Source organism: Rudanella lutea DSM 19387, from assembly GCF_000383955.1.
Lineage (GTDB): Bacteria > Bacteroidota > Bacteroidia > Cytophagales > Spirosomataceae > Rudanella > Rudanella lutea.
This window is the reverse complement of sequence record NZ_KB913013.1, coordinates 3,764,946-3,791,812: the sequence shown is the minus strand read 5'-3', so window position 1 is coordinate 3,791,812 and position 26,867 is coordinate 3,764,946. Positions and strand designations below refer to the sequence as shown.

Sequence of the window (26,867 nt, the reverse complement as noted above, 5' to 3'; positions counted from 1 at the left end):
TATTCTTAATACCATCTCCTATGAAGTTAATGTTTACGCCAGTTAAGACCCACTGGCTTACCTCCGCCTGCCTTGTGGCACTGCTGGCAGGTGAGCCTGCCTGGGCTGTTACGGGTACTCCACCCAGAGCCCTTACCGAACAAGCCAGCCGCCAGGAGCGGACCGTGTCGGGACGTATCACCTCAGGAGACGACAATCAGGGATTACCTGGTGTGAACGTAGCCGTAAAAGGAACCACACGCGGTACCACTACGGATGCCGAGGGACGTTATCGCCTGTCGATTCCCAACAATCAGGCCGTGCTGGTTTTCTCTTCCGTGGGCTTCATTGGCCAGGAAGTAGCTGCGGGCAACCGGAGCACCATTGACATTAAAATGGAGGCCGACGACCGCACGCTCAACGAAGTTGTTGTGGTTGGTTACGGTACGCAGAAAAAGAGCCAGTTGACCGGTGCCATTACGTCGGTAGGCGCAAAAGAAATTCAGGAAATGCCCATTACGAACCTCGGTCAGGCCTTGCAAGGCCGCGTAGCCGGGGTCGACGTAACGCAGGCAGGTTCGCGGCCGGGAGCGGTACCCACTATTCGGATTCGGGGTCGCCGGTCGTTCAGTGCCAGCAATGACCCACTGTACGTAGTCGACGGGATTCCCCTCTCGGCAGGTTATGAGGACATGAACCCGAACGACGTGGCTTCGATGGAAGTCTTGAAAGACGCCACCGCAACGGCCATTTACGGGGCGCGGGGTGCCAACGGGGTCGTTCTGATCACAACGAAGCGAGGAGGCCAAAAAGGGAAAACAACGGTGTCGTACGACGGCTACGCGGGGGTATCAAAACCATTAGACAAACTTGAACTCTTCAGCGGTTCCGAATTCGCCGAGTTTGTCCGGGAAGCCTACCGGGCTACAGGCGGCTACAAAGACGCAAACGGTAATCCCGTTCCGACTGGCGTTGCCGACCCAGTTGCCGATGCCAAAGTAGCCGTGTTGGGTGGTGACCCCGCCGTTGCAAAAGGCATTGCCAATGGCACTAACACCGATTGGCAGGACCTGATTTTACGAAATGGCTCCATGCAAAACCACTCTATCGGTATTCAGGGAGGTAGCGACCGTACTCAGTTCTACGTGTCAGCGGGCTATTTTCAGGATAAAGGCGTTTCGGCGGGTCTTGACTTTACCCGGTATTCGCTGCGAGCCAACATCGACCATCAGATCAATAAGGTGCTGAAAGTAGGACTTTCGTCGTACTTCATGTACAGCCAACGGAATGGCGAAGGGCTTAACCCGTATCAGTTCACGATTCAGCAGAACCCGCTGGCCGTTCCGTACGACGACAATGGTAACCTGATTTTCTCGCCAACGAACGACGCCCTGCTGACCAACCCGCTGGCCGAAATCATACCGGGCAACCAGGTTGATGAAACCAAAAAATACCGGGTGTTCAACAGCATTTTTGCGGAAGCCAACATCATTGAAGGCCTGAAGTACCGGGTTAACTTTGGCCCTGACTTCACGCTGGCTCGCCGGGGTGTTTTCATTGGTTCGCAAACCAACGCCCGTAAACTGGGTGACCCACAAGCCTGGAATGAGAACCGCTTTGGATTCAACTACACGCTGGAGAACATCGTAAACTACACGAAATCGTTTGGCGGTAAGCATAACCTGAACGTAACGCTGCTCCACTCTATTCAGCGTGACAACTTCGAGCGGTACCGTACTGATGTGCAGGGTGTGCCGGCCGAAACGCAGCAGTTCTACAACCTGGGAGCCGCCAGCTCGGTACAGGCTACGGCCAGTGAACTGGTTCAGTGGACGATTAACTCGTACATGGCCCGCGTGAACTACGATTTCAACGATAAGTACCTCCTCACAGCTACGATTCGTCGGGACGGTTCGAGCCGGTTCGGTGAGAACACAAAGTATGGTAACTTCCCCGGTATTGCTCTCGGCTGGAATATCAATAATGAGCCCTTCCTGAAGTCTGTAGCCTGGATTGACCTGTTGAAACTACGGGCGGGATACGGATCGGTAGGTAATCAGGCCGTAACCCCTTACCAAACGCAGGGACTTCTGGGCCGGACGGCTTACGCCTGGGGATCAACCGCTGCATTCGGATATCGGCCCAGCACCATTGGCAACCCAGACCTCCGCTGGGAGTCGTCGGCGACGGTCAACTTCGGTCTCGACTTCAGCTTATGGCGTGGCCGTCTGCAGGGCTCACTCGAACTCTACCAGACCAACACGACCGCTCTCCTGCTGGCCGATCAGCTTCCTGGCTCTACCGGCTTCAATTCGGTAACGCGTAACGTAGGCGAAACCCGCAACCGGGGTATTGAACTCGGCTTCACGACGTACAACATCAACTCGCCATCTGGCTTTAAGTGGTCGACTGATTTTCAGTTCATGAAGAATACCGAGGCTATTGTATCGCTGTACAATGGTAAAATCGACGACGTGGGTAACGGCTGGTTTATTGGCCGTCCGCTGAGCACCGTGTTTGATTACAAGAAACTGGGCATCTGGCAGACGAGCGAAGCCGATGTGGCCAAATCATTCGCCAGCGAAGCCGGACAGATCAAAATTCAGGACACGAACGGTGACGGCCGCATCAATGCCGACGACCGGGTAATTATCGGTTCAGACGTACCCAAGTTCAGCGCGGGTGTCACCAACCGGTTCGCTTACAAAGGCTTCGACCTCTCGTTCTTCTTCTTTGGTCGGTTTGGTAACCTGCTTCGGAGCGATTTCCACCGTGATCGGAACGCCCTGGCTGGCCGGTACCAGCAAATCAAAGTGGATTACTGGACCCCCAACAACCCGACCAACGAGTTCCCCCGTCCGAAGAGCAATCAGGAGTTCCCAGTTTACAACTCAACTATTTCGTACTTCGACGGAACGTTTGTGAAACTCCGGAACGTCAATTTCGGCTACACATTCAACCCCACAATTGCCCGTAAGTTCAAAATGGAGTCGCTGCGCTTTTTTGCCAGCATTCAGCAGCCGTTCATCTGGTCAGAATACCGGAGCAAGTACAATGGCATTGACCCCGAAGTACCGGGCCTCAACGTAAGCGCAGGCGGTATTGTACCCGCAACTTCGGTTACGACTTTTGGTCTGAACGCCAAGTTCTAAAAACGTCCGGTTTTAATCAGAAAACGAAGTTGACAAGACACGTTTTTAAGCGACTAAACAATGAAAATCAAGAATATAAAAAATTCAATTCGCATTACTGGCCTGGCAACACTGCTGTTGTTTAGCCAGTCGTGTAAAGATGTGCTGGAAGAAACGGTCATTTCGGGCATTGGCAACGATTACGTAAATACGGCCAAAGGCTTCCAGGATGCGGTGAAAGCGGCTTACTCGACGCTCCGCTACTACTACGGTACGCAACAGGGCCTGACAATGACCGAATACGGCACCGATATTTACGCGACTGGAGCCGACGGCGGTTACAAAGGTTTTCACTTTTACGATGGCCAGCTAAACCCCACTGTCGACTATCTCGCCAACACCTGGGATGAGCTGTATCGGGGCATTAACACCTGTAACGCCATCATTGAGCGTGCTGCCAACGTAGCCGGTGTACCCGATGCGGTTAAGAAGGCGCGGGTGGCCGAAGCCAAGTTTTTGCGGGCCCACTACTACTACATTCTGCTGATGCAATGGGGTAGCGTTGACCTGCGGCTTACCGAAACGCTGGCTCCCACCAAGGAGACCAAGCGGGCTCCAGAATCGGAGATTTACGCGGCTATCATTAAAGATCTGAATGAGGCTATCGTTGATCTGGAAGCAAAGGCGCAATCGGCCGAATATGGCCGGGCAACCCGCCCCGCAGCCGAAACCTTACTGGCAAAGGTATACCTGGCAAAAGGCTATTCGACATCGAAAGCCGCTGATGATTTCAGCAAAGCAGCCGCGCTCTGCAAAACCGTAACAACAGCTTACGGCTTTAAACTGCTCGACGATTTTGCCAGCGTGTTCGATGAGAACAATCAGGTGAATAGCGAGATCGTTTTTGCTGTTCAGTACACCACTGACCCGCTTTCAAACCTGACCAACGGCGTTGGTGCTGCCAACGGTGGTAACAACCTGCACCTGTTCTTCGGCATGCAGTACGACGTACAGCCGGGTATGAAGCGTGATGTATTCTACGGTCGTCCATTTAAGCGGCTCCGCCCAACCTCGTACCTGTTGAACACGGTTTTTGCCGATCGCACCAACGATTCACGGTACAAGAAAACGTTCCGCGATACGTGGCTCAGCAATAACCCTGGTAACAACCTGAACGCGGCCTCATTCGACGACTCGAAAACTAAAGTTTCGTTTGCCGCCGGTGACACCGCCATCTTTATTCCGGGTGTTGAATGGACCAAGGCACAGCGGGCCGCTAAGAAGTATCAGGTGTTGGTGCCCAGTGCGTATAACGAAGCGCTGTTCCCCACGCTCCAGAAATTCTTCGATACCAAACGCCCTGACTTGACCTACGAGCCCGGTAGCCGCGACTATTTCGTGTTCCGTTTGGCCGATGTCTATCTGATGTTGGCCGAGGCTTCGCTGCAATCGAACAACATTGCTGATGCCGTAACAGCTATCAATATGGTCCGTACGCGGGCTGCCTGGCCGGGTAAGAAAGACGCTATGACCATTGCCGCCAAAGACATGACCTTCGAGCTGATCATCGAAGAGCGTGCCCGCGAGCTGGCTGGCGAACAAACCCGCTGGATTGACCTTAAGCGTTGGGGCCTTCTGGTCGACCGGGTGAAGAAGTATAACCCACAGGCGGCTGTCAACATCAAAGACTTCCACGTGGTACGCCCGATTCCGCAAACACAGATTGACCGGAGTGCCAAAGGAACTGATGGAAAATCGGTATTTGCCCAAAACACAGGGTACTAATTCGGTTTATCAGATTTAAGCAACGAGCCGCCGGGAGTTTCCCGGCGGCTCGTTGTCTTTCAGGCCTTACCGTATTTGCTGGCGATACCGAAGGCTCTCGGCCATAGGCGCTCCACGAAGTATAAACCAGGCTAAACGGCCAAACTCTCGATCACGGAATACTTTCCGCGCATTTTTGAGCGCATAGAATACCCGCAATGCCGCCCGTTCAATAGGGCTGTGATACTTTCGGAAATAATGAAACAGCGAAATGTAAAACTCCCGGCGCACCGTCCAGCTTTGTGAACCACTTCCGCCCGCGAAATGAACAAACTGGGCAGCTGGTACAAGGGCCGATTGCCAACCCGCCCGCTTTACCCGCAAGCAGAAATCTTCCTCCTCACAATACAAAAAATGGGTAGTATCTAAACCACCCAACTGCCGTAAAACGGACCCTCTGATAAACATGGCGCTTCCCGTAACTACAGGCACTGTGATCGGCTCTGTGTACTCTTTTTTCTTATCTGGGTAGGCGTTAGGTTCTACAAGCCGCATGAATGCAGTCCCTAACACATTAATGCCCAAAGAGGGAAAATACGCGAATGAGTGATCCATCGAACCATCACCTTTATAAGTCTGTGGTGTGCATACCCCTACCTGTGTATTTATTTCCAGAAAAGCACTGAGGAGTCCACATACATCGTTCCGAAACAAGGTATCGTTATTGAGGAGAAAATAGTACTCCGAATCTGGCCGGGCCTGCTGCACACCCAGCATATTCCCTCCGGCAAAGCCCAGATTAATACAACTCGATACAAGCTTTACTTTATCCGTTTCTGAAATGGACAGCAGCCTGTCCCGGTCGGCAGGCTCCGAATTATTATCCACTACAATAATTTCGTATGAGTCGTCCTTTGTCTCTTTCCTAATCGATTCGATACAGTCTATTGTATAACTGGCTGAATTATAGCTCACCAGTATTATCGACACGAAGGGGGTGCTCTTCTTTATCATTCAGGTTATTTCTAACAAAAACGCCAGCAACCTACAATCTGGTTACTGGCGTCACAAAAAAACTAAAAAGAGTGGGCGCTCGTGCGCTGTACGGAATTAAAAATGGCGGTCACCGGCTTCGCGCTTACCCAGCATTACGGCCCCTACCATTGCAACCAGGAACAGAACCGATGCGAGTTCAAACGGAAGTAAGTAATCCCCGTAAAGAACCATACCAAGATTTTCGACAAGGCCGGTCTTCGCATCGAACGCTATTGCGTTGTACGATCCGACTTGGGCAGCCTTAAAAATGCCGAGCATCAGGACCATCAGAGTACCACCAACGATCACGGCAGCAATTTTAGCTAGGCTCGTCTTCGATTCTTCGTCTTCTTTACGTAGGTTCAAAAACATGATCGTGAAGAGGAAGAGAACCATGATTGCCCCGGCATATACGATAATGTTAACAGCCGCCAGAAACTGAGCATTCAACAGGACGTAATGTCCTGATAAACAAAAAAACGTGGCGATCAGGGCCAGTACGCTATGGATCGGATTTCGCGCTGTAACCACCACAATGGCACTTAGTACCGTAACAAACGCCAGTATCCAGAACAGGTACCCTGTGGGAGTCAGTTGCTTAAAATGCGCTAAAAGTTCGTTCATTTCTAAAAGTTTCAGGTTTGAGGTGTAAGCGTTGGCCTGGGGCAGACCCCGGCTCACGGCACTTGCACCCCGAAACGATTTTTATCCCACTGACCGCGACAGACTTGGCTCAGTTGGTGTAGCCTGAACGTTCGGGTTGTTGCGCACGTACCGATCATCCATCTTTTCCACCAGCTGGTCTTTCCCGTAAACTACATTATCGCGCTCGGTAAATACCGGTACGAAACGATCATGCCGGAGATAGATCGCTTGCTTGGGGCAAGCCTCTTCGCACAAGCCACAAAAAATACACCGCAGCATATTGATCTCGTACACAGCCGCGTATTTCTCTTCACGGTACAGCCCCTCGTCGCCTTTCCGGCGCTCGGCCGCTACCATCGAGATAGCCTCTGCCGGGCAGGCCACGGCACACAGGCCGCAGGCCGTACACCGCTCGCGCCCCTGTTCATCGCGCTTGAGCACGTGATGCCCCCGAAAAATTGGTCCCAGGTAACGCTTTACCTCCGGGTACTGAATGGTTGGCTTTTTCTGGAAAAAGTGCCGTATCGTGATGCCCAGCCCCTGGAGGATAGCCGGAAGATACATCTTCTCGGCCAAGGTCATCTCCTTGTTGCTGACTTGTTTGGATCGGTTTGTTAACTGCATAGTACACCCGTTTATGATCTGAAATTGCCTGCTCGTGGGGTAGCAAACGCTTTTATATCGCCCACAAACACAGCCATCCAGACTTTTTTACGCTTTCTGCATCGCTACGGCGCCTTTGGGCGCTTTGGCCGCCGACATGACCGCCAATACAACCATTACAGCAACAATGGCCCAGGTAGCGTAATTAAAGTTGAAAAGTAAGCCCGCACCCGTCACAATTACGTTCAGGATTGAGAGCGGAATCAGCGACTTCCACCCCAGGTTCATCAGCTGATCGTACCGGAACCGAGGCAAGGTCCAGCGTACCCACATGAAGAAGAAAATGAAGAAGAAGATTTTACCGAAAAACAGAACCGTACCAATGGCCGTAGCCACGTTATGGCCTGTGTTTGCACCAAGTGCGTTGGTCAGGGCTTCGTGCGCCTGAGCCGCAAACGGGTAGTGATAACCACCAAAATACAGCGACGCGATTACCGCCGATGACACAAACATGTTGATGTACTCGGCAAACAGATAGAAGCCAAGCTTCATGGAGCTGTATTCGGTATGGTAACCACCTACAAGTTCCGTTTCGCACTCAGGAAGGTCAAACGGCGTACGGTTACACTCCGCAAACGCACACACTAGGAAGATAACAAAGCCTAAAGGCTGTGTAAACACCCCCCAGCCAAAGAAACCAACCTCGGCCTGCTGCTCAACAATAGCCCGAACCGACAGAGAACCCGTCATCATCAAAATCGCGATGATCGACATACCCAGCGCAATTTCGTAGCTGATGTTCTGCGAAGCTGCCCGGATAGCGCCCAGCAGAGAGAACTTGTTGTTGGAAGCCCAGCCTCCCACCATGATTCCGTACACCCCGAGCGAAACCACACCGAAGATGTACAGCATCCCGATATTGATTTCGATACCCTGCACCGGAATTTCGTACTGCCCGAACCGGATGCTATCGCCAAACGGAATAACAGCGCTCGACATCAGGGCAGTCAGCATAGCCAGGCAAGGGCCCAGAATAAAAAGCCATTTGCTTGCCTGCGCCGGAATAAAGTCTTCTTTGAAGAACATCTTACCCGCATCGGCAATAGGTTGCAACAACCCCCACGGACCCGCCCGGTTTGGACCCAGACGATCCTGCAGAAAGCCCGCAACTTTACGCTCGGCGTAGGTTGAGTAGGTAGCAATCAGCAACGTAATCCCGAAGATTACGAGGATGATAATTGCTTTGGTTATAAGAACGGTTAAATCCATTATTGTGCGTTTCCAGTTTTCAGTTTTCAGCTTCGGGTTGTTTGATACAGCCTAAAGTCGAAAATTGAAAACACTAAACTGTAAACTAATTATTCCGTAGCAGATGGCAACGACTTGTTGAACCGCTCAGGGGGTAGCTGCTGAATACCCAGCTGACTGGTATCGCGGGTATCGTCGACCGTTTTGTACTGAGCAGCGGCCAAACGTTGTCCGAAAGCGGGCTTCTGCAAATCAGCCCGGTACTTATTGGCCGAAATAACCGAGCCACGAGCAATTTTGGTTGGTCCTTCGATCACCCAATCGCTCGTATTTTTGGTCTCAAAGCGGCAGGTGTTGCAGATAAACTCCGTCACCTCATTCCACTCATTCCGCCGAGCCGTTACCCGAATCACCTCTTCGCCCCGGTACCACAGCGTTACCTTACCCGAACAGGTTGGGCAATCGCGGTGTGCATCAACCGGCTTGGTAAACCAAACCCGGTTTTTAAAGCGGTAGGTTTTATCGGTCAGGGCACCAACCGGGCAAACGTCGATCACGTTGCCGGAGAAATCGTTGTCGATAGCCTTTTCGATGTACGTGCCGATCTCGGCAGCATCGCCCCGGTTCAGTACCCCGTGCACGCGCTTGTTGGTGATTTGGTCGGCCGTGAACACGCAACGGTAGCACAGAATACAGCGGGTCATGTGCAGTTGCACATACGGGCCCAGATCATGCTTGTCGAACGTCCGGCGTTCTTCTTCGTAGCGTGTGTTGGCCGCACCGTGGTCAAACGCGAAGTTTTGCAGGTCACACTCACCCGCCTGATCACAAACCGGGCAGTCGAGTGGGTGGTTGATCAGCAGAAACTCCACGACTCCTTTACGAGCATCGAGCACCTGCGGGTTGGTCGTATTTTCGACCACCATACCGTCTTGTACGGGCGTGATGCAGGAAGCTACCAGCTTGGGCATCGGACGAGGGTCTTTTGCCGAACCAGCTGCTACGCGCACCAGACAGGCCCGACATTTACCACCACTTCCTTTAAGGGGCTGGTAGTAACACATGGCCGGAGGGGCCACCTCAGGGCCAATTTTACGAGCCGCCTGCAGAATGGTCGTTCCAGGCTCTACTTCGACCTCGATACCATCTACAGTGACTTTGAATAATTGCGGTTTTACGTCTTCCATCGCTATTTGTACAACGAATTGGTAATTCGTTGGGCCGTCAGGCCAAAAAATTCGATAGTTATATTGGCCTAAAGGCCCAACGAATTACCAATTCGTTGTACTAAGAATTATACCAGCGCCATATCGCCTTTATACACGGCTCCCGGCTGGGTAGCTTCGTGCGGGTTGGTAATATGCCACTCAAACTCATCCCGGAAATGACGGATTGCACTGGCTACGGGCCAGGCAGCCGCATCGCCCAATGGGCAAATAGTGTTTCCTTCGATCCGACGGGCCACATCAACCAGCAGATCAATATCGTGCTGGTTACCATGTCCGTATTCAATCCGGTGAAGTACTTTCTCCATCCAGCCGGTTCCTTCACGGCAAGGGCTACACTGCCCACACGACTCATGGTGGTAGAACCGCGAGAAGTTCCACGTATTCCGAACGATACAGGCCGTTTCGTCGAACACGATAAAACCACCCGAACCCAGCATGGTACCCGTCTGGAAACCACCTTCCGACAATGACTCGTACGACATCAGTCGCTTGTCGCCATTGCCGAGTTTCAGAATCAGATTAGCGGGCAAAATGGGAACTGAAGAGCCTCCCGCTACCACAGCCTTTAGCTTATGACCGGGCCGGATGCCACCGCACCATTCATCGGCATAAATGAAATCTTCGACCGGTAAACCCAGCTCAATTTCATAAACACCCGGCTTATTGATATGCCCCGACGCCGAAATCAACTTGGTGCCGGTTGAGCGACCAATGCCAATAGCGGCATAGGCATCGCCACCATGATTCACAATCCACGACGTAGTAGCAATCGACTCTACGTTGTTCACCACCGTCGGGCACTGATACAGGCCTTTCACGGCGGGGAATGGCGGCTTATTACGTGGGTTACCCCGCTTGCCCTCGAGCGATTCGAGCAGGGCAGTCTCTTCGCCACAGATATAGGCACCACCACCAGGCTGCACGACCAACTCAAGATCGTAGCCACTACCCAGGATGTTTTTCCCGAGGAAACCGGCCGCTTTCGCTTCGGCAATGGCTTTTTCGAGAATATGAATCACGTACATCAGCTCACCCCGTACGTAGATAAACGACTTGTTCGCACCCAGCGCAAAGCTGGATACGATCATCCCCTCGATAAGCAGGTGGGGCATCGTTTTCATCAGGTAGTGATCCTTAAACGTTCCTGGCTCCGACTCATCGGCGTTGCAAACCAGGTACCGGGGGACACCCTCTGGTTTGGCCAGAAAACTCCATTTCATACCCATTGGGAAGCCAGCGCCCCCCCGGCCACGCACACCCGACTTCTTCACCTCTTCCACCACCTCATCGGGAGTCATGGTTTTCAGGGCTTTCTCAACGGCGGTATAGCCACCTTGCTTCCGATACACATCGAATGTCTCGATGCCCGGAACGTTGATATGCTCAGTAAGTACTTTAATAGCCATCGTGTGGGTTATTTCGACAGTTCGTCAATGATCTCGTCAACTCGTTCGTTGGTCAGGTGGGTATAATACTTCTCCCGAATCTGAAACACGGGGCCCATTCCACAGGCAGCCAGACATTCTACTTCTTTGATGGTAAACTGTCCATCAACTGTTGTCTGCCCCGCTTCAATACCGAGCCGCTGCCGCAGATGTGCGTACACTTCCTCGCCCCCCATCAGGCAGCAAGGGCCCGTCCGGCAGTACTCAATTACGTGCTTGCCAACCGGGTTAATGTGAAACATGGTGTAGAACGTAGCTACCTCATACACTTCGATTGGTTCAATCTGAAGCAGTCCGGCTACGTAGTCCATACCTTCTGTGGGAGTCCAGCCCTCCTGCTCCTGCAACAAGTGTAACAGGGGCAACAAAGCCGACTTTTGCCGTCCTTCGGGGTAGCGGGCAATAATTTCTTTTGCCTTTTCCAGCCGCTCCGGCGTAAACTGTATAGTGGGTTTCGTTTCTGTCGTCATTGTTTAAGCATCCAATTCTCCAGCAATCACGTTCAGGCTACTCATAATCACGATGGCATCGGAGAGCGTGGTACCCTTACACATTTCCGGGAAGGCCTGATAATAGATAAAGCACGGACGCCGGAAGTGTAGGCGATACGGAGCACGGCCCCCATCGCTAATCAGATAGAAGCCCAGTTCGCCATTACCCCCCTCAACGGCATGGTACACTTCGCCAGCCGGCGCGTCAATCTCGCCCATCACAATCTTAAAGTGATAGATCAGGGCTTCCATGTTTTTGTACACCTCCTGCTTAGGCGGCAGGTAGTACTCAGGCGCATCGGCGAAATAAGGGCCTTCGGGCAGGTTTTCGAGGGCTTGCTCTACAATGCGTAAGCTTTGCCAGATTTCCTCATTACGAACCATAAACCGGTCGTAGGTATCTCCGCTCTTTCCAACCGGAATGTCGAACTCGAAGTCTTCGTACGATGAATACGGATTCATCACCCGCACGTCGTAGTCGACACCGGCCGCCCGGAGGTTAGGGCCCGTAAAGCCGTAGCTCAGGGCACGCTCTGCCGAAATAGGCCCTACATCAATCACCCGATCCATGAAGATCCGGTTACGGTTGAAGAGGTTTTCGAACTCGCGCATTACAGGCGGGAAGTCCTTAATAAATTTCCGAATCTTACGGATGGCCTCGGGCGAAAGGTCGCGTTCCATGCCCCCAATCCGACCCATGTTGGTCGTCAGGCGGGCACCGCACACTTCTTCGTAGATTTCGTAGATCTCTTCCCGCTGCTCAAACAGATAGAGGAAGCCGGTAAACGCGCCCGTGTCTACACCGAGGATACCGTTACAGATGAGGTGGTCGGCAATACGAGCCAGCTCCATCATGATAACCCGAATGTATTGCGCGCGCTTGGGCACCTGTACGCCAAGGAGTTTCTCGACGGTCATGTGCCAGCCAAAGTTGTTGATCGGCGACGAACAGTAGTTCATCCGATCGGTCAACGTGGTGATCTGGTAGAAAGGCCGCCGTTCGGCTATTTTCTCGAACGCCCGGTGAATGTAACCCACCGTTTGTTCGCCCGACACGATTTTCTCACCATCCATTTGCAGGATATTCTGGAAAATTCCGTGGGTAGCCGGGTGTGTCGGGCCGAGGTTCAGCGTTGTCAGTTCATTGACGTACTGAATTGGTCCTTCTGGAGTGGCCGGGGTGTTGCGTGCCCCAACGGCATCTATGCTAAGGTCTTCTGTAACCATTTTTCAAAGAGTGAATGAGTGAAATAGCGAAAGAGTGCAGGTAGCGGCAATCGCTCTCTCACTCTTTCAGTCTTTCGCTCTTTATCTTCCAAAAAGCGCGTCAATTTTATCCCGACGGGTGCCGTCTTCGAGCGGATACTCTTTGCGCATGGGGTGATAATCCATTTCTTCCATGTTCAGAATCCGCTCCAGTTTAGGGTGCCCATCGAACAGAATACCGAAGTAATCGAACGTTTCGCGCTCCATCCAGTTGGCCGACTCATACAGCACGGTGGCCGTCGGTACGTGCAGATCCTCGTTAGACAGATACACCTTGAGCCGGATCCGGTAGTTGTTGATCAGGCTGTGCGCATGGTACACCACACAAAACTCCCGACCGGGGCTATCCGGGTAATGAACAGCGGTGATATCGGTCAGGAAGCTTATCTGAAACGTTTTATGGTCTTTCAGATACTGGAGAAGCGGAATGAGTTGCTCGCGCGTGACTGTCAGCGTAAGCAGATCAAACGGGTCGTCGAAATCTGACACCGCATCGCCAAATTGCTGAATGATGTCCTGAGCAACCGTTTCGTTAGTAAGCATAATGGTGGATTATTGGATGCCGTATGAATTCAGCAACAATTGGTATTCTTCGGTGTTCCGGCGACGCAACGACTCGTTACGGGCCAATTCCTGAATTTGCATAACGCCTTCGATCACCTGCTCGGGGCGAGGAGGGCAACCGGGAATGTACACATCAACCGGAATGATCCGGTCGATTCCTTGCAATACGCTGTACGTATCGAAAATACCACCGCTCGATGCGCAGGCACCCATGGCGATTACCCAACGAGGCTCGGCCATTTGCAGGTAAACCTGCTTTACAATGGGGGCCATCTTTTTGGCGATGGTTCCCATCACCATGAGCATGTCGGCCTGCCGGGGCGAGAAGCTCGGACGCTCCGACCCGAACCGGGCGATGTCGTAGTGCGAGCCCATGGTAGCCATAAACTCAATACCACAGCAGGAAGTAGCAAACGGCAAGGGCCACAACGAGTTGGCGCGGGCCATGCCAATGACTTTATCGAATGAGGTCGCGAAGAACCCGGAGCCTGTATGCCCATCGGGAGCTTCGACCATTTTGACGCTTGTTGACATCAGTTTACTGGGTATGTCTTTGTTTAAATATAACGATTTTGTGTATCGTTATCGTTTCTTACGATAGGCTTATTCCCACTTCAAAACGCCCTTCCGTATCACGTAATAGAACCCCGACAGCAACAGCCCCATGAACAGAATCATCTCAAGGAAACCCGTTACACCCAGCTGTTTAAAGTTAACTGCCCAAGGGTACATAAAAATTACTTCTACGTCGAACAAAACGAAGAGGATAGCGATCAGAAAGTACTTGATAGAGATTGGCGTGCGGGCATCACCAACTACCGGAATACCGCACTCAAACGGATCATCTTTCTTCTGACTGTTTCGCTTTGGGCCCACCATATGCGTAACAATCATGGTTGTTACGATAAAGCCCAGGGCCAAAATTAATTGAATGAACACCGGCAAATAATCCGATGGTACGTAAGCAGCATTCATACAGAGAGCTCGACAAAATGTGTTGCAAGTTAAGCATAAAATAAACACGGCCGTTTGCGAGGCTGGAACATTGTACCATAACAAACTACTCAGGAAACGCGCTGTTGACCTGAATAGTTATGCACAAAAAAGCCCTTGTCGCAACAAGGGCTTTCGAACCGAAAATCGGCGGAATATTAATCGACCACAAACCGTTTGGAAACGTTGAAGCCTGCCGAGCGCACCCGAACCACATACTGCCCTTTGGCCAGTGACGACATGGGTAACAACTGCCGCTGATTGAACGAGGCTACCGTGGTGGTGAATACCAGCTGACCGGTAAGCGAGTACACCGACACTTCGGCATTAGGCAGATCTTCGAGTGTTTCAACATACACCACTCCGTCTTTCGATGGGTTGGGGTACACACTCATTCCCTGGTCCGCTTCGCTCAGGACATATTCAAACGGATTGGAAAAACTGGAATAACAGGTGATGCTGCTACCGTTATTCAGGGTATAAACCGTTTTAGCCCGCGCTGTGTAGGTACCACTGCTACCCACCTTGGCTACCGACGTGTTCTGATTTTGCAGGGTATTAGGTCCCCTGCGCCAGTCGAAGAAGTCACCGAACCCCGACGCTGCCGGAACCGTGGCTTTGAGTGAATACGTACCCGCCTGCGAGATGACCGGCACAACTAACCGGGGCCGGACCACCAGATTAACAGGCGTCGACTGGGCGGAGCGGCAACCATACAGGTTAGTGGCTTGTACGGTGTAGGCACCGGCAGCACCTACCGTGAGTGTCCGGCTTACAGCGCCGGTATTCCAGGTGATACGTGTGTTGGCGGGCGAATTAACCGACAGCGTCAAGACCGAGTCAGAACAAACCTGTAATTCGGTGGCAGCGGGGGAGCCCGGTTGTCGGGCTAAGGTAATTGTAGGGGTTGCTGGCTGAATCGGATCGGCTACTTCAACAGCCGGGGCCAGGAAGGTATTCCCTTTCGCATCTTTCAGCGTAGCGCGGTAGGTACCCGCTGCTGTTACACTCAACGTTTGGGTCGTTTGACCCGACTGCCAGCTGTAGCTTGCCGCGTTGGGCAACCGGATCGACACACCATTGGGCGCGCAGCTTACCGTGATGGCCGGTTGAGGTAAAGGCAATAACGGGAGCGAACTGGTAAAGAAGATAGCGTCCATACTGTTATACCAGGCTTGCGCCAGTTGCCGTAGACCATCGCCCCCGAAGTGAACATCGTCGCCGGGGCGGGGGCGCTGAATCGCGTCTGTAAACGGGCCGGGCAGTACGTTGTTGTTGTACACGTTGATCACGTCTGACTGAGCCTGAACAATATTCTCACTCACTTTGCCCTGATTGTAGGAAGAACGGGCCAAGATCCAGGCCGGATACCGATCGGTATCTGCCCGAGTCTTATTAACAAGGTACTGCATCAGTGTAGCGTACTCCTGCCGACCCAGATTGAGGGGAACGTTATCGGTTTCACCCTGCTGCCAGAGTACGGCTCGGAGCCCAAACAGTGAGCTGTAGTAACGCAGGGCAATAATCAGGTTGCCGTAAGGCATACCCACCGGGAAGTTTTCGTCGGGGGTACCCATGCGGAAAATGTTCTTGGTAATTTTTCCATCGGCACTTTCGGTCCAGTTGCGGATGGTAGTACCCGCCCAGGCTGTGTTGATGAACAAAACCGGGCAGTTGTATTGCTTGGCAATAAGATCACCGAGGATTCCCCAGCACCACGCACTTTGCCCACGAGGCCCAATCAGGGCTGAGGCACTCAGTTGCTGGAACTTGGGGGCTGGTGGGTCGGCGAGGGAGTTTCTGGCGAAGTTATCATAATCAACGCAGTTGACCCGATCATCGGTGGCGCCGGCGGCTCCGAGATCCTGAAAACCCTGCGCATTGGATTGCCCGGTTACAATGAACACCTCACCGATGCCCACTTTCCGCACTACATCTTCACCGATCACTGTACGACCTGAGAAAGCCCGCACTTCGAGCCGGTACCAGCCGGTTGTTCCCCGCACGGGCCCCTGAAATATACCACCCTGCGGATTACGCTGAATGGTTTGCCAGGCGGTAGTTAGCCCCTGCCCTACATTCTCGAATACCAGTCGTGCCTGCACACTATCGACCGGCTGGTAGTAGCTACCCGACACAAAGATTGTTGATGTCTGATCATTATTGCGCTGGAATACGGCCCGGCTCTCGGGGTATGTGATTCGTACAACCTGCGCTTCGACCCGCCCCGCACATAGCCCAGCTAAAAGCAAAAATGCGTTTAAAATGCCCCGTATGCTCTGTTTCATAAAGATGTATGACAAGCCTGATTTTACCTACATTCAAAAATCAGCCCAAACTGAATGTGTCACTAAAAGTAAGTCCAAGTGTGCGCCAGCGTCACCCCTTCCAACTTATTATAACTTACCAGTAGCAAATTTAGTATATCCCGGTAAAATACAAATCAATATGGCGGCTCGCCAGGTAGTTTATCGGTCTTAAACGACGAATCGCCGGGCAGTTTGACCACCCGACGATTCGTTGTCTGCTTCGATGAGTATCTGGTTAAAAACCCACCAAAATACGTTTTGACTGATTAAATCCGGGAGCCCGAACCTGCAGAATATACTGACCGGGGCTAACATTGGTTAAACTTAGCGTTTTGCGGTCATCGAATAGCGGAACCGGTACGGTCATGATTTCCTGGCCACTGAGCGAGTAAACGGCAATAACCGCATTCTGAATATTTTCCAATGTCTCGACCGTCACTTGGCGGGTTGGGGTTGGGTTAGGATACACGCTCAAACCATTGAAACTGGCATCGAGCGTGTAGGCAAACGGCTGCGAAAATGGCGAGGCACACGTTAAGTCCGGGCTGTACACAATAAACGAACGCACCTGATACGAGCCCGACTGAGCGGCTTTGAGTGTGCTTGTCCGAACGGCTAACGAATCGGTATTCCGACGCCAGCTGTACGAGGCCTCGGTAGTTGGCCCAAAAGCCTGCAAGGTAAACGTACCCACCTGATTGATGGTCGGCGTAGCTGGCAGCGGCCGGGCATTTACCGAAATAGCGTTGCTTTGCGGAGAAATACAGCCATTGTTATCGCGGGTGCGGGCCGTGTAGGTTCCTGACCGGCGTACGGTCAGAGCTTGGGTTGAGTCGCCCGACGACCAGAATGTACTTACCGAATTAGTAGCAGTCAACGTCACCTGATCGCCCTCACAAAACGTAGTTCGACCCGAAGCGGCAATAGTAGGCGCATTGGGCAGCGGATTGACCCGCACATCCAGACGCGACGACTCGGCCGATACGCAGTTGAACTGATTCCGTACCCGTACCGTGTAGCTTCCGGCCTGATTGGTGGTGATACTCCGGGTGGTTTGCCCGTTGCTCCACTGATAGGAGGCATTTTCGGGAGCCGTAAGGGTTATAGATCGGTCAGCACAAAACGTAGTAGGGCCGTTGGTAGCAATGACAGGCGTTGCCGGATTCGGGTTTACAACTACATTGATAGCATTGGACCGTGGAGATGAGCACCCGTTTTGGTCGGTAATCGTTACTTGATACGTGCCACCCCGCCGTACGTCGATCACCTGGCTGGTTTCGCCCGTGCTCCAGTTATAGCGCACATTGTCGGCATTAACGCGTAAAATCGTGTTGTCGCCCTCACAGAACGTAGTCGGTCTTTCATTGGCAATTACAGGGGCCACCGGATTGGGGTTGACCTGCACATTGACTGCCTGCGAGTTGAACTCACAGCCACTTACATCCCGATAACGCACAAAAAAGCTACCTGACGTATTCGTTGTCAGCACCCGGTTGTTGGTCACAACCTGATTGGTTTGGCCGTTAATGAAGGAGATGTTGTTCTCGTAATTTGCCGTCAGGTTTACCGAACCGCCCTCGCAAAACGTTGTGGGGCCGCTTGGAGCTACAAACGGAGCATCTGCCACACGCACAGCGGCCGTGTAGCTTACATTACCGAAACCATCTTTAACCTTAGCCCGGTACCGGTTTCCGCCACCACCACGAATAATGGTTGGCCCGCCGTCGGCGCCAACAACCTGCCCCTGATCATTCAATGTTTCCCAAACAATGCTCGAAAACTGCCCGTTGACCGTGTACGACACCTGATTATTGCCGGGGCAGCCTGCTGAAATAGTTGCCAACGAAGCCGGAGCTACAGGTTGGGCACTATTGAAAAAGGTGTCATCGAGCGAGCTATTCCACAGAGCTGCTACCTTCTCCAATCCGGCATTGTTGAAGTGGGCATTATCGGCCCGATCCAGAATCACGTCGGTGTTGGGCCCTCCGAATATGCCCCCCGATGGATTGATCGCTACGTTTTGCCCGTTGATTACTTTCGTATCTATACCGCCCATGTCACTGTCGTATGAGGCCCGGGCAATCACCCACGGGATCCGTTTGCCGGTATCCTGCTGTACCCGGTTTATAAGCCACAGCAAATCGTTGGTGTACTGAGTGGCGGGGGTATCGCGGAAGTTGTCAGCCTCTCCCTGATGCCAGAGTACAGCCCGTAACCCGTACTGATTCGCGTAAAACTGAGCAGCCTGTTTCAGGTTACCATAAGGCATTCCGGCAGGTAGCGGCACCTGTGAATACACATTGAAGGTTTGGCCAACTTCAACACTCTCACGCCAGTTGCGCACGGTTGTAGCGCCCCAGCCTGCGTTGAAAAACATAACGGGCACCCCAAGGCGTTGCACCAGAAAGTCGCCAAGCCGCCCCCAATAGTAGGGCCCGAATCCGCGTGGTGCCAACACCATATTGTTGTCAACCTTGGTAAATGCAGGGTAACTCGGGTCGGCCAACGATTCGTTTTGCTGCCCCACAATGGCCGTATTGACCCGATCGTCGCCAGCGGGTAGCCCGTCGGGACGTACGCCCTGGGCATTTGATTGGCCGGCCACAATAAAGACTTCGCCAACCCCAAACGGCTCAAGCGATGCATAGCCGACCGTCTGGTCATTATTCATCCCCCGCACTTCGAGCCGGTACCAACCTCCCGATACATTCGTTAGTTCACCCGAAAAACTGCCCCCTGTGGGGCTGTTCTGGATAGTACGCCAATCAAAGCTGGCCCCGCCATTGAGGGCTGTTAACTTCGCTTCGATTCGGGTTACCGAACTGGTGTAGAATCCCGCTACACGCACTGTAGCCTGATTATTTAATCCGCGTTGAAAAACTGCTCGGGTTGTGGGAAACGTAATCTGTACCTGGGCTATACTAATGGAAGACAACAGCAGTAAGCCGAAGCAAGCTACGTAAAATGTAAAATTTTTCATGACGGGGCTCCCTACAGAAACGACCTCCTCTACCGGTGAGCGTTTCGGGTTTTATGATTCGGTGTCGGATAAGGGTTGGGCGGCTGATAATGTTTGCCAGATGGCGTCTTTCAACTCGGTCAGTCCCTCTTGTTTTACCGCTGATATGAAGACGCATTTAACCCGGTCGGGTAACGTTTTCTTCAATCTGGCCAAGTCTTCTTCGGTTGCCAAATCCGTTTTTGTGATCGCCAGCAACCGCTCCTTCTCTACTAACTCGGGGTTATACTGATGTAGCTCGTTGACCAGCGTGTTGTATTCGGCCCGAATGTTCTCGGCAGTAACCGGTACGGTAAACAGCAACACAGAGTTGCGTTCGATATGGCGCAGGAACCGCAGACCAAGCCCTTTCCCCTGCGACGCCCCTTCGATGATGCCCGGTATATCAGCCATGACAAACGACTTGTAGTCGCGGTAGGCTACCACGCCCAGATTAGGTACCAGCGTCGTAAATGGGTAATCAGCAATTTCGGGCTTAGCAGCCGACATCACCGACAATAAGGTTGATTTACCGGCATTTGGGAAACCTACCAGCCCCACATCGGCCAGCAGTTTTAGCTCCAGAATAATCCACGCTTCCTGGCCTGCTTCGCCCGGCTGGGCATAGTACGGCGTTTGTTGGGTGGCCGATTTGAAATGGTCGTTTCCCAGACCACCACGGCCCCCGGGCAACAGAATTACCTCTTCGCCATCGGTGGTAATCTCGGCCATCTGCTCGCCCGTTTCGGCATGGCGGGCAATGGTCCCCAGAGGTACGTCAAGGATAATATCTTCGCCCTGATGCCCCGTCCGCCGACCGCCTTCACCACCCTGCCCCGGCGAAGCTTTGATGTGCTTCCGATACTTCAGGTGCAACAGGGTCCAGTGCTGGGAGTTGCCGCGCAAAATAATATGCCCGCCCCGGCCCCCGTCGCCCCCATCGGGGCCACCCTTAGCCACATGTTTTTCACGCCGGAAGTGCACAGACCCTGCTCCACCGGCTCCTGAACGACAATTTATTTTTACGTAGTCAATAAAATTTGATGATGCCATGCTCAATTGGTTACCACCGGCCCGTTCTTACCTCGTCCCTTCACGCAGTGGTTCGTACGCATTAGTTGAGTTGGGCCTCAGTGATTTTATGACAGATAGCATCGAAAATGCTATCGATATCGCCTACTCCGTCAATTGCCGCGTACTTACCCTGATTGTTGTAGTACCCGGCCACAGGCGTTGTTTTATCGTTATACTCCTTAACCCGCCGACGAATCAGCTCTTCGTTCTGATCATCGGGCCGTCCCGATGTCTGCCCTCGTTGTAAAAGTCGACGAGTCAGTTCTTCTTCCTCCACGATCAAAGCAACCATGGTCGTAATCCGCTCATTGTACTGAGCCAACAACGCATCGAGTGCTTCGGCTTGTGGCACCGTACGCGGGAAACCGTCGAAAATAAAGCCGGCCGCCGATTGGTTTTCGCGCAGTTTGCTATCAATCATTCCAATCACTACCTCGTCGGGAACCAGCAAGCCCTGATCCATCAACGACTTCGCTTTCAACCCCAGCTCCGTGCCTGCTGCAATCTGTGACCGGAGCAAATCACCCGTTGAAAGGTGCACCAACTGGTACTTGGCAATCAATTTTTCGCTTTGCGTGCCTTTGCCCGCACCCGGAGGGCCAAACAGTACAAGATTAAGCATGGGGTTTATGTAGTGGGCTTTTAAACATTTGTTAATTGCGGGCGCAAAGTTACGACTGACACGATAAAATAATAGGCACTCATCTTCAAACAGGTTTGTTTTTATCCATTGGAAAACAAAAGCGACTTCCCTGGTTGAGGAAGTCGCCTGAAAACTGACCTAAATCAGCGTACTTATTTCGCAGAGCCTTTCTTGGCTGGCGTCTTGGGAGCGGGCTTAGCGGCCGGTGCTGCAGGAGCTGCCTGAGCCGGTTTTGGGCCTTCCATAAACTCCTTCGCTTGCTTATCGTTCGGGTCAATAGCCAGAATCTTCGATGCTAACTCTTTCGCCTTGGCGTCATCTTTGCGCGCTACAGCATCACCGGCAAGCAGACGGTACGACTGCACTAATAAGCGGTTGAACTGCTGTGCTTTTGATGCGTCAGCTGCGATATCCTGGGGAGCCAGCTCCGTGAACTTCTCGAGATAGGGAACAAAAGCCCGATTCGACAAAGCCTCTGCTGATGGGTAAGCATAGTAGTTCGACGTACCCCGGTAGTAATAAGCCGGCGAGTAGTTTGGCGTAATCTCGGCCAGCTTAGCGTACGACGAGTCGGCACGCAGGAACCACTGCTTACGCAACTGACGAGCCGCTGCCGTATCTTCTTTAGCCACATCACGACCAATCCGGAAACCCATGTTGTAAGCGGCAAGACCCATCAACAGATAGTCGTTGTTCAACGGCTTACCCTGACCGATCGTTTTCACGTAGTAGTCATACGCCCGGTCGTACCGCTTGCTGTCGTTGTATTTCTTGGCAATTTCACGGTACAGGTTCTCCGTCGTATCTTCAGGAGCTGCCTTCTCAAGGTTGATAATCGAGAGTGAATCTCCTTCAGGTGTACCCAGCTGACCATAAGCACGGCCCAGGTATTTGTAATCGTCATAGATTACTTTCTGAGGAGCCGTAGCAATAAACTTCTTCAGTGATTCAACCGCTTGCTCGTTCTTACCCAGCGCGGTGTAAGCCCAGCCATACATACGGTCCAGAACGGGATCGTTTACCTTACCTTTCAGCTGATCCAGATAGCTGGTTGCTTTCAGATAGTCGTTGGCCAGGAAGTAGTACTTGGCAACCGTTGTCAGGTAATCAGGATCGGTTGTACCGCTTTTCTGTACGTACTTCTCCATGTTGGCTGCCGCACCTTTGTACGCCCGTGAGCCAGCCAGTGCATCGGCCAGTGAGCGGTACGTCAACGCAAACTCAGGGTCCGTCTCAATTGCTTTGTTAAAGAACTCCTGCGCTTTCACGTAGTTCTTACCACGCAGATACAGGCGGCCAATTTTGTAGTTTGCCTCGGCCAGATTCGGTGAAACCGAAAGGGCATCTTCGTAACGCGAGACCGCCATACCACCATCATTTTTGATGAAGTAGGCATCGCCCAACGCCATCTTGATGTCAGCGTTCGTATTTTTCTTATCCAGCTTGGCCGCTGCATCTAACAGGGCAATTGCCGCTGCCGGATCATTATTTTTCTCGTTCAGCGTATATGCTTCACCAGCCCGGAACAAAACGTCCATGTTTTTGCTCTTGGTGGCACTTACAGCCTGATCAATCTTTGTTTTGGCGGTAGCCCGATCCCCCTGAGCCAGTGCCACGGCGCCCAAACCAACGCTGTTCAATTGATTTTTTGGGTCAGCAGCTGCTCCTTTTTCAAAAGCAGCTTTGGCCTTATCAAGTTGGTTGGTGCGGAGGTAATAATACCCCAGATAGAACTGATTGTCGGCCGATGGCGAGCTGCTTGCCAACTGCGTGAACGTTTGTTCAGCTTTTGCAAACCGCTCCGACTCCAGGTCCTTCAACCCCGTTTGAATATCCTGCGCAAACACCGGAGCCGTCAACATGGCACCCAGTGCCAGTGTTGTCATCAGCGATTTTTTCTGAATCTTCATCATGTACTTCAGGTTGGTAAGAAGTTAGTTTCTACTGTCCCAATAAAACAAGCGGCAAAACTAAAAAATTGCACTTAAACAGAAAAATTTACTCACTTCTGAATATAAACTTCTCGATTGTATGGCCTAGTTGGCCAAAGACCCAATTTCTCAACAATGAGGCTTCCGGCATCCCGGGCCAAGTAATTAATGAGTCCACCACCCAATCCAGAGTGAGCTTCCCGACTAATAATATACAGTGGCCGACGTAGCGGATAGTCCTGTAAACCAAGGCTTCGCTGGAATGGCTGAAAATATTCGTCACGGCTAGCAGGGTTCGCTTTGTCTGACACTCCGAGCACCCGCAAGTCGCGAGATAACTCAGCTGTCAACGGCTCATCGCCATCGCTGATCCAGTTTACGCCTATAAAACCCAGCGCCCGCGGATTCTGCCGCACGTACTCAATCACCTCCCGGTTCGACTTGGCGGTAAACAAACGCAACTTCGAGACATCGGTCACTTTGAACGTTCGCAAGACAAAGTCAATGTTGCTTCCGTTGCCGTTGTCGAAAACAAGCGTAACCGGCCCACTTTGCGTACTGCCTTTTAACTGCCCCCAATCGGTAATTTGTCCACTAAACAGCCCCCGCAGTTCATCCATTGTAATGAGGCTATCCCGATTCGCTTTTCCGGTGATCAGGGCTACTCCATCCGTCGCAATCCGTTCGGTTTTACCTACGATTTTACGTCCATCCAGTACAGCCTGCTCGTTCTTGGTTAGTGGCCGCGTACAGAAAACCATCCGGGCACTATCCCGAAGCATCATGGCAATGGCTTCCTTTTCGGGGCGGAACACCACGTTGAATTTGGCATCGGGGTAAATACCCGAATAGGTGCCTGTCAGTTGTTCAACCAAAGGCCGAAACGACTCATCGGACACAACTGTAATCGTGCCTCGGGAGGGCGTATCAAGTTCCTGCTGTTTCTGAGACGAGTTGCATCCCAGTACAGTCGCTACCAACGCTAAGGTTAAAAGCAATGATTTCATCGTGTCTAATGGATGCAACGAGTCGAATTATTCCACATCGCTGACAGTGTGATTATTGGATTTAAAAAAAATAGTATGGTTTAATGAACGGGGCTTATTTAGCTCCTGCTCATTAAACCATACTCACAGGCTCGGCTTAATCCCGATCTCTGTCTTTATACATGTAATACGCCCGAAAGGCGCGTGAGCCGCCATACCAGATAAGCAAAGCTGCCATACCGTAGCGCAATGGTCCGGGTGGAGGGAAGATGACAAAAGACTGAGAGGAGGCTATCAGTGCGATGCCTCCTCCCAGATATGCCACCGAAGCAACTGCTGCTAAAACAAGCGTCAGCTGTTCCGATAATCGATTACGCTGCGGCATTACTCCAACTGGAAGTTAATGGGCAGGTTATACTTTACACGTACCGGACGGCCCGACTGCTTACCTGGCTTCCACTTAGGCATAGCTTTAACTACGCGGGTGGCTTCCTCGTCCGTTCCGAAACCAAGGCCCTTCAGAACCTGTACGTCCTGAATACTACCATCGGTGTTTACTACGAAACTAACAAATACACGACCCGATACGTTGGCCCGCTGAGCAGCAGCTGGGTAACGCAGGTTTTTGCTCAGGTAAGACGAAAGAGCAGCCATACCACCCGTAAATTCGGGTTGCTGTTCTACCACAGTGAAGACTTCATCTTCTTTCGGGGCAGGTGCCTCAACGGCTACTTCGACTTTAGTTGGACCAGCCGTTTCTTCAGGGGCTACAATCACCTCTTCGGCGTTGGGGTCACCTTCCTGCGTCTTTTCAGCAGCCACAGCCTCTTTCAGTTCTTCAACGGCCGGAGGGGGCGTTTCTTCGGGAACCTCTTCGTCCGGCTTAACTTCGGGCGGGAGGAACTTCACCGTGTTCACCTTCGGTACTTCTACCGGTGGTGGTGGTGGTGGTGGTGGTTCGTTCGGATCAATTGGCGGTGGTGGCAATTTCATCAAGTCCACTTCCACCATTGCCTGCTCATCAGCACTTTCCGAAGACAGGGCGTTGATGATTGTCGGCGAAAGGGTGGCCAAGGTGAAAATCACAGCGCCAATCAGAAGAGCCCGGGCTACCGTACGCGGATAGTCCTTCCGCAGCGTATAAGCACCATAGGCTTTGTTCCGGTTCGCAAACACTATATCATCCAGTGTTGCTTTTGCTGTCGTTTCTGCCATTGTGTATTATACGTCTAACTTAAGTTTATCTTTCAGGAGAGCCTTCTCGTCGGCCGTCAGTTCGTCAACCAGCGCGTATCGTTTGGTTTTCGTAATGGCCATCTCGTCCAGAATATCCACCATGTTCCGGTAGGTTGATTCTTTGGTCGGCTTGATTACAATTACAAACTTGTCAGCAGGAACCTTACGACCTTCTTCCTGAATAGCCTTGCGGAGGTCATAACCAAAGCCTACTGTTTTGACTTCCGGGTCTTCGTTGGCCGCTTTACCAAAAATGTAGTGCGCCTTGTTATCCTTACCCAGGAAGATAGTCATTACGTTTGAAGCCTTGATCGGCTCCGTCTCTTCCGTTTTGGTTTTATCCGGAACGTTAAGCGTCATCGAAGACGGCTTACTAAGGGTAGTAGCCAGGATGAAGAAGGTAATCAGGAGAAATCCCAGGTCAACCATCGGCGTCATGTCAATTCGGGTTGACGCCTTTTTGGACCGTACCTTACCATCGCCTTTACCACCACCCCCACCGGAGGTGTCTATTTCTGACATGGTATTACAGAATGTTTATGGCTTGTGGTTCGTAGTTTATGGCTAAACACTAACGATATACGTATGCTCAACCATAAACTACGTACTACGAACCGTTTTAGTCAGCTGTCCAGCCGGCGGGTGGCGCTTCCGTACCCGTGATCAGGTTGAACTTGTTAATATTTTGCGCTTGCAACGTAGCCAACACGTTTTTGAAGTTCGGAAACTTCGCCAGATTGTCTCCTTTGAGCGCGATCCGAAGATCGTTGTTTGCCTTGCGGGCATTGAACACCCAATCCTTCAGTTCGTTGGCCGCGCCTGCACCCGTTGAATCGGTTGGGATACCGGGTTGCTTATAGGCATTGCGTTTTTCAGGATCCAGATTCAAAAACGCCTTCAACTGGGTTTTAGGCATTCCGAAACTCGACAGAAGGCTAAACGCTTTTTTCTCTTTGTCAGTAAACGACAAGCCATTGGCAGCAGCAAAATTGTCGAGCATATCCAGACGCTTCTGCTGATTGTCGATACCGAAATACACGTTCCCTTCCTTACTCAGGCTGATAGTCATGATGTCCTTATCGGGCACCTTGATGCCGGAGATCGACGAGGGGGTCTCGATGGCTGCCGCGTCCTGCGCCCGGAACTGGGCGGTCAGGATGAAGAAGGTTAGTAGCAGAAAGGCTACGTCCACCATCGCGGTCATGTCCATGCTGGCCCCATGTCGTTTGGGTTTTACTCGTGGCATGTGTCGTTCGAATTAAAGTGAAAAGCTGAGAACCGTACTAACTCTGCGCTT

General features: G+C 52.1%; 22 protein-coding genes. 2 read left to right on the top strand and 20 right to left on the bottom strand.

The window, feature by feature from the left end; translation table 11 throughout:
* Nucleotides 1–29 precede the first annotated feature (29 nt).
* Both RUDLU_RS0115670 and RUDLU_RS0115665 read left to right on the top strand, forming a co-directional pair.
* Nucleotides 30–3,131, top strand: a complete 3,102-nt coding sequence (locus RUDLU_RS0115670) for a SusC/RagA family TonB-linked outer membrane protein (RefSeq protein WP_019989350.1) — start codon at nt 30–32, stop codon at nt 3,129–3,131.
* Between the two features lie 60 nt (nt 3,132–3,191).
* Entirely contained in the window at nt 3,192–4,895 is a 1,704-nt protein-coding gene (locus RUDLU_RS0115665) for a RagB/SusD family nutrient uptake outer membrane protein (RefSeq protein ID WP_019989349.1), read from the top strand.
* Between the two features lie 66 nt (nt 4,896–4,961).
* Here RUDLU_RS0115665 and RUDLU_RS0115660 read toward each other — a convergent pair whose 3' ends face one another.
* The 20 genes from RUDLU_RS0115660 to RUDLU_RS0115565 form a co-directional block, all read right to left on the bottom strand.
* Entirely contained in the window at nt 4,962–5,888 is a 927-nt protein-coding gene (locus tag RUDLU_RS0115660) for a glycosyltransferase family 2 protein (RefSeq protein ID WP_019989348.1), read from the bottom strand.
* Between the two features lie 96 nt (nt 5,889–5,984).
* The gene (locus RUDLU_RS0115655; RefSeq protein WP_019989347.1) at nt 5,985–6,533 is read right to left on the bottom strand and encodes an NADH-quinone oxidoreductase subunit J family protein; all 549 of its coding nucleotides are present in this window, start codon (nt 6,531–6,533) and stop codon (nt 5,985–5,987) included.
* An 81-nt stretch (nt 6,534–6,614) separates the two neighbouring features.
* Nucleotides 6,615–7,178 carry a NuoI/complex I 23 kDa subunit family protein gene (locus tag RUDLU_RS0115650; protein WP_027303107.1) on the bottom strand — a complete coding sequence of 188 codons (564 nt, stop codon included), beginning with the start codon at nt 7,176–7,178 and terminating at the stop codon, nt 6,615–6,617.
* A gap of 87 nt (nt 7,179–7,265) precedes the next feature.
* On the bottom strand, nt 7,266–8,426 hold the full coding sequence (gene nuoH, locus RUDLU_RS0115645) for an NADH-quinone oxidoreductase subunit NuoH (RefSeq protein ID WP_019989345.1): 1,161 nt from the start codon (nt 8,424–8,426) through the stop codon (nt 7,266–7,268).
* 89 nt (nt 8,427–8,515) lie between these two features.
* Nucleotides 8,516–9,592, bottom strand: a complete 1,077-nt coding sequence (locus tag RUDLU_RS0115640) for an NADH-quinone oxidoreductase subunit G (protein WP_019989344.1) — start codon at nt 9,590–9,592, stop codon at nt 8,516–8,518.
* A 107-nt stretch (nt 9,593–9,699) separates the two neighbouring features.
* The gene (nuoF, locus tag RUDLU_RS0115635; protein ID WP_019989343.1) at nt 9,700–11,040 is read right to left on the bottom strand and encodes an NADH-quinone oxidoreductase subunit NuoF; all 1,341 of its coding nucleotides are present in this window, start codon (nt 11,038–11,040) and stop codon (nt 9,700–9,702) included.
* Between the two features lie 8 nt (nt 11,041–11,048).
* A complete protein-coding gene (gene nuoE / locus RUDLU_RS0115630) occupies nt 11,049–11,549 on the bottom strand; it encodes an NADH-quinone oxidoreductase subunit NuoE (protein ID WP_019989342.1) in 501 nt (166 codons plus the stop codon).
* A 3-nt stretch (nt 11,550–11,552) separates the two neighbouring features.
* Nucleotides 11,553–12,797 carry an NADH-quinone oxidoreductase subunit D gene (locus RUDLU_RS0115625; RefSeq protein WP_019989341.1) on the bottom strand — a complete coding sequence of 415 codons (1,245 nt, stop codon included), beginning with the start codon at nt 12,795–12,797 and terminating at the stop codon, nt 11,553–11,555.
* An 81-nt stretch (nt 12,798–12,878) separates the two neighbouring features.
* Entirely contained in the window at nt 12,879–13,379 is a 501-nt protein-coding gene (locus RUDLU_RS0115620; protein ID WP_019989340.1) for an NADH-quinone oxidoreductase subunit C, read from the bottom strand.
* A 9-nt stretch (nt 13,380–13,388) separates the two neighbouring features.
* Complete coding sequence (locus RUDLU_RS0115615) at nt 13,389–13,934, bottom strand: NADH-quinone oxidoreductase subunit B (RefSeq protein ID WP_019989339.1); 546 nt, start codon at nt 13,932–13,934, stop codon at nt 13,389–13,391.
* A 69-nt stretch (nt 13,935–14,003) separates the two neighbouring features.
* Nucleotides 14,004–14,375 carry an NADH-quinone oxidoreductase subunit A gene (locus RUDLU_RS0115610; RefSeq protein ID WP_019989338.1) on the bottom strand — a complete coding sequence of 124 codons (372 nt, stop codon included), beginning with the start codon at nt 14,373–14,375 and terminating at the stop codon, nt 14,004–14,006.
* 176 nt (nt 14,376–14,551) lie between these two features.
* Nucleotides 14,552–16,681, bottom strand: a complete 2,130-nt coding sequence (locus tag RUDLU_RS0115605) for a T9SS type A sorting domain-containing protein (protein ID WP_019989337.1) — start codon at nt 16,679–16,681, stop codon at nt 14,552–14,554.
* Nucleotides 16,682–16,937: 256 nt separating this feature from the next.
* The gene (locus RUDLU_RS0115600) at nt 16,938–19,550 is read right to left on the bottom strand and encodes a sialate O-acetylesterase (RefSeq protein WP_245581675.1); all 2,613 of its coding nucleotides are present in this window, start codon (nt 19,548–19,550) and stop codon (nt 16,938–16,940) included.
* A 183-nt stretch (nt 19,551–19,733) separates the two neighbouring features.
* Nucleotides 19,734–20,753: a GTPase ObgE gene (gene obgE / locus RUDLU_RS0115595; protein WP_027303106.1), complete on the bottom strand. Its 1,020-nt coding sequence runs from the start codon at nt 20,751–20,753 to the stop codon at nt 19,734–19,736.
* 61 nt (nt 20,754–20,814) lie between these two features.
* Entirely contained in the window at nt 20,815–21,396 is a 582-nt protein-coding gene (locus tag RUDLU_RS0115590) for an adenylate kinase (protein WP_019989334.1), read from the bottom strand.
* A gap of 173 nt (nt 21,397–21,569) precedes the next feature.
* A complete protein-coding gene (locus RUDLU_RS0115585) occupies nt 21,570–23,330 on the bottom strand; it encodes a tetratricopeptide repeat protein (RefSeq protein WP_052316748.1) in 1,761 nt (586 codons plus the stop codon).
* Between the two features lie 89 nt (nt 23,331–23,419).
* The gene (locus tag RUDLU_RS0115580; protein ID WP_027303105.1) at nt 23,420–24,355 is read right to left on the bottom strand and encodes a PstS family phosphate ABC transporter substrate-binding protein; all 936 of its coding nucleotides are present in this window, start codon (nt 24,353–24,355) and stop codon (nt 23,420–23,422) included.
* A gap of 363 nt (nt 24,356–24,718) precedes the next feature.
* Nucleotides 24,719–25,549 (bottom strand): energy transducer TonB, encoded by an 831-nt coding sequence (locus RUDLU_RS0115575; RefSeq protein ID WP_019989331.1) that lies wholly within the window; start codon nt 25,547–25,549, stop codon nt 24,719–24,721.
* Nucleotides 25,550–25,555: 6 nt separating this feature from the next.
* Nucleotides 25,556–26,092: an ExbD/TolR family protein gene (locus RUDLU_RS0115570; RefSeq protein ID WP_019989330.1), complete on the bottom strand. Its 537-nt coding sequence runs from the start codon at nt 26,090–26,092 to the stop codon at nt 25,556–25,558.
* 97 nt (nt 26,093–26,189) lie between these two features.
* A complete protein-coding gene (locus RUDLU_RS0115565; RefSeq protein WP_027303104.1) occupies nt 26,190–26,816 on the bottom strand; it encodes an ExbD/TolR family protein in 627 nt (208 codons plus the stop codon).
* Between the last annotated feature and the right edge of the window lie 51 nt (nt 26,817–26,867).

What these genes read in the sequence shown, in the direction of transcription:
- RUDLU_RS0115670 (WP_019989350.1), top strand. Translation starts at nt 30, where the DNA reads ATGTTTACGCCAGTTAAGACCCACTGGCTTACCTCCGCCTGCCTTGTG.
- RUDLU_RS0115665 (WP_019989349.1), top strand. Translation starts at nt 3,192, where the DNA reads ATGAAAATCAAGAATATAAAAAATTCAATTCGCATTACTGGCCTGGCA.
- RUDLU_RS0115660 (WP_019989348.1), bottom strand. Translation starts at nt 5,888, where the DNA reads ATGATAAAGAAGAGCACCCCCTTCGTGTCGATAATACTGGTGAGCTAT.
- RUDLU_RS0115655 (WP_019989347.1), bottom strand. Translation starts at nt 6,533, where the DNA reads ATGAACGAACTTTTAGCGCATTTTAAGCAACTGACTCCCACAGGGTAC.
- RUDLU_RS0115650 (WP_027303107.1), bottom strand. Translation starts at nt 7,178, where the DNA reads ATGCAGTTAACAAACCGATCCAAACAAGTCAGCAACAAGGAGATGACC.
- nuoH (WP_019989345.1), bottom strand. Translation starts at nt 8,426, where the DNA reads ATGGATTTAACCGTTCTTATAACCAAAGCAATTATCATCCTCGTAATC.
- RUDLU_RS0115640 (WP_019989344.1), bottom strand. Translation starts at nt 9,592, where the DNA reads ATGGAAGACGTAAAACCGCAATTATTCAAAGTCACTGTAGATGGTATC.
- nuoF (WP_019989343.1), bottom strand. Translation starts at nt 11,040, where the DNA reads ATGGCTATTAAAGTACTTACTGAGCATATCAACGTTCCGGGCATCGAG.
- nuoE (WP_019989342.1), bottom strand. Translation starts at nt 11,549, where the DNA reads ATGACGACAGAAACGAAACCCACTATACAGTTTACGCCGGAGCGGCTG.
- RUDLU_RS0115625 (WP_019989341.1), bottom strand. Translation starts at nt 12,797, where the DNA reads ATGGTTACAGAAGACCTTAGCATAGATGCCGTTGGGGCACGCAACACC.
- RUDLU_RS0115620 (WP_019989340.1), bottom strand. Translation starts at nt 13,379, where the DNA reads ATGCTTACTAACGAAACGGTTGCTCAGGACATCATTCAGCAATTTGGC.
- RUDLU_RS0115615 (WP_019989339.1), bottom strand. Translation starts at nt 13,934, where the DNA reads ATGTCAACAAGCGTCAAAATGGTCGAAGCTCCCGATGGGCATACAGGC.
- RUDLU_RS0115610 (WP_019989338.1), bottom strand. Translation starts at nt 14,375, where the DNA reads ATGAATGCTGCTTACGTACCATCGGATTATTTGCCGGTGTTCATTCAA.
- RUDLU_RS0115605 (WP_019989337.1), bottom strand. Translation starts at nt 16,681, where the DNA reads ATGAAACAGAGCATACGGGGCATTTTAAACGCATTTTTGCTTTTAGCT.
- obgE (WP_027303106.1), bottom strand. Translation starts at nt 20,753, where the DNA reads ATGGCATCATCAAATTTTATTGACTACGTAAAAATAAATTGTCGTTCA.
- RUDLU_RS0115590 (WP_019989334.1), bottom strand. Translation starts at nt 21,396, where the DNA reads ATGCTTAATCTTGTACTGTTTGGCCCTCCGGGTGCGGGCAAAGGCACG.
- RUDLU_RS0115585 (WP_052316748.1), bottom strand. Translation starts at nt 23,330, where the DNA reads ATGATGAAGATTCAGAAAAAATCGCTGATGACAACACTGGCACTGGGT.
- RUDLU_RS0115580 (WP_027303105.1), bottom strand. Translation starts at nt 24,355, where the DNA reads ATGAAATCATTGCTTTTAACCTTAGCGTTGGTAGCGACTGTACTGGGA.
- RUDLU_RS0115575 (WP_019989331.1), bottom strand. Translation starts at nt 25,549, where the DNA reads ATGGCAGAAACGACAGCAAAAGCAACACTGGATGATATAGTGTTTGCG.
- RUDLU_RS0115570 (WP_019989330.1), bottom strand. Translation starts at nt 26,092, where the DNA reads ATGTCAGAAATAGACACCTCCGGTGGGGGTGGTGGTAAAGGCGATGGT.
- RUDLU_RS0115565 (WP_027303104.1), bottom strand. Translation starts at nt 26,816, where the DNA reads ATGCCACGAGTAAAACCCAAACGACATGGGGCCAGCATGGACATGACC.